General features: G+C 61.7%; 4 protein-coding genes. 2 read left to right on the forward strand and 2 right to left on the reverse strand.

Features of this window, described 5'->3' with window-relative positions; translation table 11 throughout:
• Positions 1-198 precede the first annotated feature (198 nt).
• A complete protein-coding gene (locus tag MTR62_RS20000; protein ID WP_244024254.1) occupies positions 199-1098 on the reverse strand; it encodes an SDR family oxidoreductase in 900 nt (299 codons plus the stop codon).
• Between the two features lie 96 nt (positions 1099-1194).
• Between MTR62_RS20000 and MTR62_RS20005 the strand changes: the two genes are divergently transcribed.
• Together MTR62_RS20005 and MTR62_RS20010 are read left to right on the forward strand one after the other, a co-directional pair.
• On the forward strand, positions 1195-2019 hold the full coding sequence (locus tag MTR62_RS20005; protein ID WP_244024256.1) for a helix-turn-helix transcriptional regulator: 825 nt from the start codon (positions 1195-1197) through the stop codon (positions 2017-2019).
• A gap of 184 nt (positions 2020-2203) precedes the next feature.
• Entirely contained in the window at positions 2204-3430 is a 1227-nt protein-coding gene (locus MTR62_RS20010) for a phospholipase A (RefSeq protein ID WP_244024258.1), read from the forward strand.
• A 169-nt stretch (positions 3431-3599) separates the two neighbouring features.
• Here the strand turns inward: MTR62_RS20010 and MTR62_RS20015 are convergent, their stop codons facing one another.
• Positions 3600-4607, reverse strand: a complete 1008-nt coding sequence (locus MTR62_RS20015) for a toxin-antitoxin system YwqK family antitoxin (RefSeq protein ID WP_244024260.1) — start codon at positions 4605-4607, stop codon at positions 3600-3602.
• Positions 4608-4666 lie beyond the last annotated feature (59 nt).

Raw genomic sequence — 4666 nt, forward strand, 5'->3', positions numbered from 1 at the left:
ATGCGTCAATTTGTACTTGCAACGCGGGAGCCATCCACAGAGGACAGGCAGCGCCTAAGATTGGAAAACCGGCTGCTGAACGACGCAATGGGTCGCAAATGCAGGGGGCGCCATTCTGAGATCGTGACGGCAAATCTGCCAGCGGATTCGGAGCAGACAGCGGATTGAGCTGCCAATTTCCTCTTCCCCCCGACACGTTCAGAGGGAATTGGCCGCGTAGTTCATCGCTTTGAGATCGGTCAGCAGATCAGGGCCTGTCGGCACCCATCCAGTGATTTCGCGGGTTCTGGCACTGGAGGCAGGCATGTCCTCCCCCGCTAGAATGGCGAGCCATCCAAAGTAGTCCTGCGTTTCGTGGCGGGGCAGCGAAACCATCGGCAGATCCATGCCTTCGGCGAGAACCTGCGCGATGGCGCGGGCGGGAACTCCTTCTTCGCCGACCGCGTGAAAGCGTGTACCGGGTTCCGCTCCGACGATCGCGAGCGCATAAAGGCGCGCAACGTCGTTGACGTGAGCCGCTGGCCAACGGTTGGCCCCTTCACCGACGTAGGCGACTTTGCCCTTTGTGCGCGCGATTTCGATCCAGCTCGTGATGAGGCCTTGCCGACGCGTGTCGTGGACTTGCGGCAGGCGCATCACCGATACATTGACCCCTTCCTCGAGCAGCGCCTGGCCGGCCTGCTCAGAGGCGATGCGCGGGTTCGCATGGTTGAAGTTGACGACGTTTTCGATAGCGATGCCACCTTCTTCCGCAATTCCGATGCCCGTTCCGGAGGTGATCAGGAGCGGCCGGGGACTGCCTTTCAGAACCTCTCCGAAAGCGCCGATCACCTTGCGATCCTTCTCGCAATTCTCCACGAAACGGGAAAAATCGTGGTCGAAGGCGGTGTGGATGATGGCATCTGCCATTTCTGCACCCGCGCGCATGCTCGCGTGGTCTTCCAGTGATCCGCGATGCGCAGTCGCCCCGGCTTGGGCAATCGTCCTAGCGCCGTCCTCCGATCGCGTCAGGCCCAGCACTTCATGGCCGGCAGCCAGAAGCTCGGGCAGAATACGCGAGCCGATGAAGCCCGTCGCGCCGGTCAGAAAAATCCGCATGACATATCTCCGATTGCGTTCGGAACGGGATATCGCCAACCTCATCATCCTGTTAAAGTAGGGACCTTATACAGGTATAAATATCAACAGGCAGACATGGCTTCTTCCACGAACAACGCACTTGGAGTGTTCCTGCGTGACCGGCGCATGCGCCTCGACCCGGCGAGCTTCGGCTACTCGACAAGCCGTCGCCGGACTCCGGGCCTGCGCCGGGAGGAAGTCGCCCAGCGCGCCAATATCAGCGCCACGTGGTACACATGGCTTGAACAGGGGCGCGGGGGAGCCCCTTCGGCAGATGTCGTCGAACGCATCGCCACGGGCATGATGATGACGGAGCCCGAGCGCGAGCATCTCTATTTCCTGGCGCTCGGCCATTCCCCCGAAGCGCGGTACAATCACTCAGAGGCGATCACTCCGCGCCTGCAGCGCGTTCTTGATGCCATGCCGGTCAGCCCCGCGATAATCCGCACCGCGACCTGGGATGTCGTTGCCTGGAACCGGGCTGCGGCAACGATCATGACCGATTATGGAGCGCTCCCCAAAGAGCACCGCAACATCCTGCGCCTGATGTTCTCGAGTGCGCGCATTCAGGCCGCGCAAGAAGACTGGATGCGTATTGCCCGCTTCGTTGTCGGGTCCTTCCGGGCGGATGCAGCACGAGCAGGAGCGGGTCAGGAAATCCGTCAGCTCGTCGAGGAACTCTCGGCGATGAGCCCCTTGTTTGCGACCCTGTGGGGCGACAACGAAGTGGTCGGCCATGGCTCTGGCGTGAAACGTCTTCATCATCCGGATCTCGGTAAACTCGAACTGGAATTCTCGACGTTTGCCGTGGAAGGGCGGCAGGATCTCGTCATGATGATCTACAGCCCCGCGAATGAAGACGTCGAGCAGCGCATGAGGGACTTCCTGATGTCGGCGTGACCTTTTGATCCTTGGTTCAAGCGGAGAGGGAGGAAAGCTGCCGGTCCGGTCTCAGCGTCGGAATTCGGCGGCTGAGTGGCTGACAAGGGTCGCCCTGGAACGGCGCAGTGCTGTCTTTGCATTTCGCTGCCGCTTGTCGAATTTCAATGGAAAGAGGGCGGCGGCTGAGACACAAGCCGCGGCCATGAAGACAGCCCTAACATTCACTGCCGTGGTCGCTCTTGCTGCCGCTCTTGCCACCCCCGCCTGCGCGCAGGAGGGGATCGAGACGCTGATCGGGCAGGTCTCCTCCGATGCGCAGGGCGGGGCGCAAGTGGACGTGCGTCTGCTCAACACCGGCACTGCCGCGCAAACCGTGGCGATGCCCGAAAACATCGAGGCGCGTCTGGTCCACGGGGGCTCCTTTGGAACTGGGCGGACCGTCATACTGCACCGGGATCAAGACGGAACTGCGGCGCTGACGATCGCCGCAGGCAGCTTCGCGAGCGTGCGCTATCACCTTGGTGCCGATGGGTTCGAGAATGGCGCGCTGCTGTCTGTCCCCGCGTGGGGTAAGCAGTCTATCACGCTAGCTGCAGCAGCGGTACCGAGCGTCGGGGCGTCCGAAAGCGCCCCGCAGGTCGCTGCCACAACGGTTGCCCCGCCGCCGCCCGTCCCTGCCACCCCGCCGCCGAGTGACCGCACCGTGGGCAACGCCTTCCTCGCGAACCTCAGCGCCAACGAGCCGATCTACGCGGTCTACGGCCCCGGCACCGATGACGAGGCGCGCATCCAGCTCAGCTTCCGTTATCAGCTGTTCGGCAGCCGGGCGCGGGAAGGCGGCAAGTCGCTCGGCGACGGCCTTTACTTCGCCTATACCCAGCGCATGTTCTGGGATCTGGGTGCGAAGTCCTCACCGTTCCGCAACATCGATTTCCAGCCCGAGGTGTTCTACGTCACCCCGCCGAAAGCGCTATCGGACGCCGCCACGGTCAGCGCGCAGATCGGCGTGCGCCACGAATCGAACGGGCGCGACGGCGAGTTTTCGCGCAGTCTCAACACCGTCTACATCGCGCCGATGGCCGCCTTCTCGCTCGGCGGCGACGTGCGGCTGACGGTGGCGCCGCGCGCGTGGTTCTACGCGGGCGACTTGTCGGACAACCCGGACATTCGCCGCTACCGCGGCAACACCGGCTTGTTCTTCGAGGTCGGCGAGGAAAACGGGTTGCGCCTCTCCAGCTCAAGTCGGTTCAACTTCGGCAGCGGAAAGGGTTCGATCTCAGGGGACCTGTCGTATCCGCTGCGCCGCCTGCTGGGTGGCGGCCCGGACTTTTACCTGTTCGCGCAGAGCTTCGCCGGCTACGGCGAGAATCTGCTCGACTACAACAAGCGCGTCACCCGCCTGCGCCTCGGCGTGGCGCTGGTACGGTGACCGTTAGGACGGTTCCTATTCTCGCGGCATTACCCACGCCATGATTCACGAGATAATCTTGGTCATCTGAAACGCAAAAGCCGACAGGCTGCACCTAGGGACGGAAAATAGGTGGCTGAACGTCTTGGAAGGGGCGGTTTCGCTTCGGGACGCCAGTTTGAAGATTGTGTCAGGACGGAGAGCAGTCCCACGCGTTTCCGTTGTGGATCGGTTCGGCCAGCAGCTTGTGGTCGAACGCCTCTACCCTCTCAAGGACTTCGCCTTCGCATGTGATGGTCTCCAGCTTGTAAAGGTCGGGTGCGGAGGAATAGTTCATCATCGCGAGCTTAGCGGGATCGCTGGTGCCGCTCTGAATGGTAGTATGGACCGCACAGCCGTCCTGCTCGACCATCTTGAGCCCAGGTCCATAACCGGGAAGCATGACGGGTGTATACTCGCGGATCAGCTCGCCCTTGGTGTTCCAGATCCGCTCGCGTACGAACCGGCCTTCGCTCGTGTAGCGTGCAAGCCTCAGAATCTTGCCATCTTTGCTCCACAGGGTTTGAAGCCCGACACGCCTTCCGTGATCGAAATGCCGATAGGCGATACCGCCGTGCATTGTGCGCTCGATTACTTCGCCATCAGCCCTACCATCAACGTAGGAGCCACTCTCCTTAAGTTCCCCCTCCTTGTCGAAATCGGCGTAGGGGCCGTCGCGCTTGCCATTCTTGTAGTTGGCGAAGGCAGCCTCCACGCCATTGGGATGATAGACGTAATACCTGCCTTCGAGCCCATCGGGACCGTAGGTCCACTGCTCCTTGAGCACGCCGTCCTCGGTCCAGTGGCGGTAGAGCCCGTCGAGCGCACCGGCTTTCCAATTGCGCTCCATACGCAGCGTGCCGCTGGTATAAAACTGCCGGTCAATTCCATCCTTGAGACCGTTGGCGCAGGCGAGGCGGCGGATGAGCGTGCCATCGCGATGGCGCAGTTCTAAAGTGCCTGTGAAGAGGGCTCGCCCTTCAAGCTGGCACAGGTCGGCCTCGCCGATATTACGGTAGTCGGTCAGGACGACGACATTCAGTTTGCCCTGCGAATGTAAAGGCGCAGATGATGCCTGAGCCTGCACAGTCGACGGGGCAGTCACCGCAAGGGCCAGGCAGCCAATGGGGCGGATAGTTTTTGCGAGTAAAAAGGTCATCCGCTCGATTAGAAGTAAGCGTCTGCCCTAGCCCGTCGGTGACAGAAAATGCCCATTGC

The sequence above is a fragment of the Novosphingobium organovorum genome, assembly GCF_022832435.1.
GTDB lineage: Bacteria > Pseudomonadota > Alphaproteobacteria > Sphingomonadales > Sphingomonadaceae > Novosphingobium > Novosphingobium organovorum.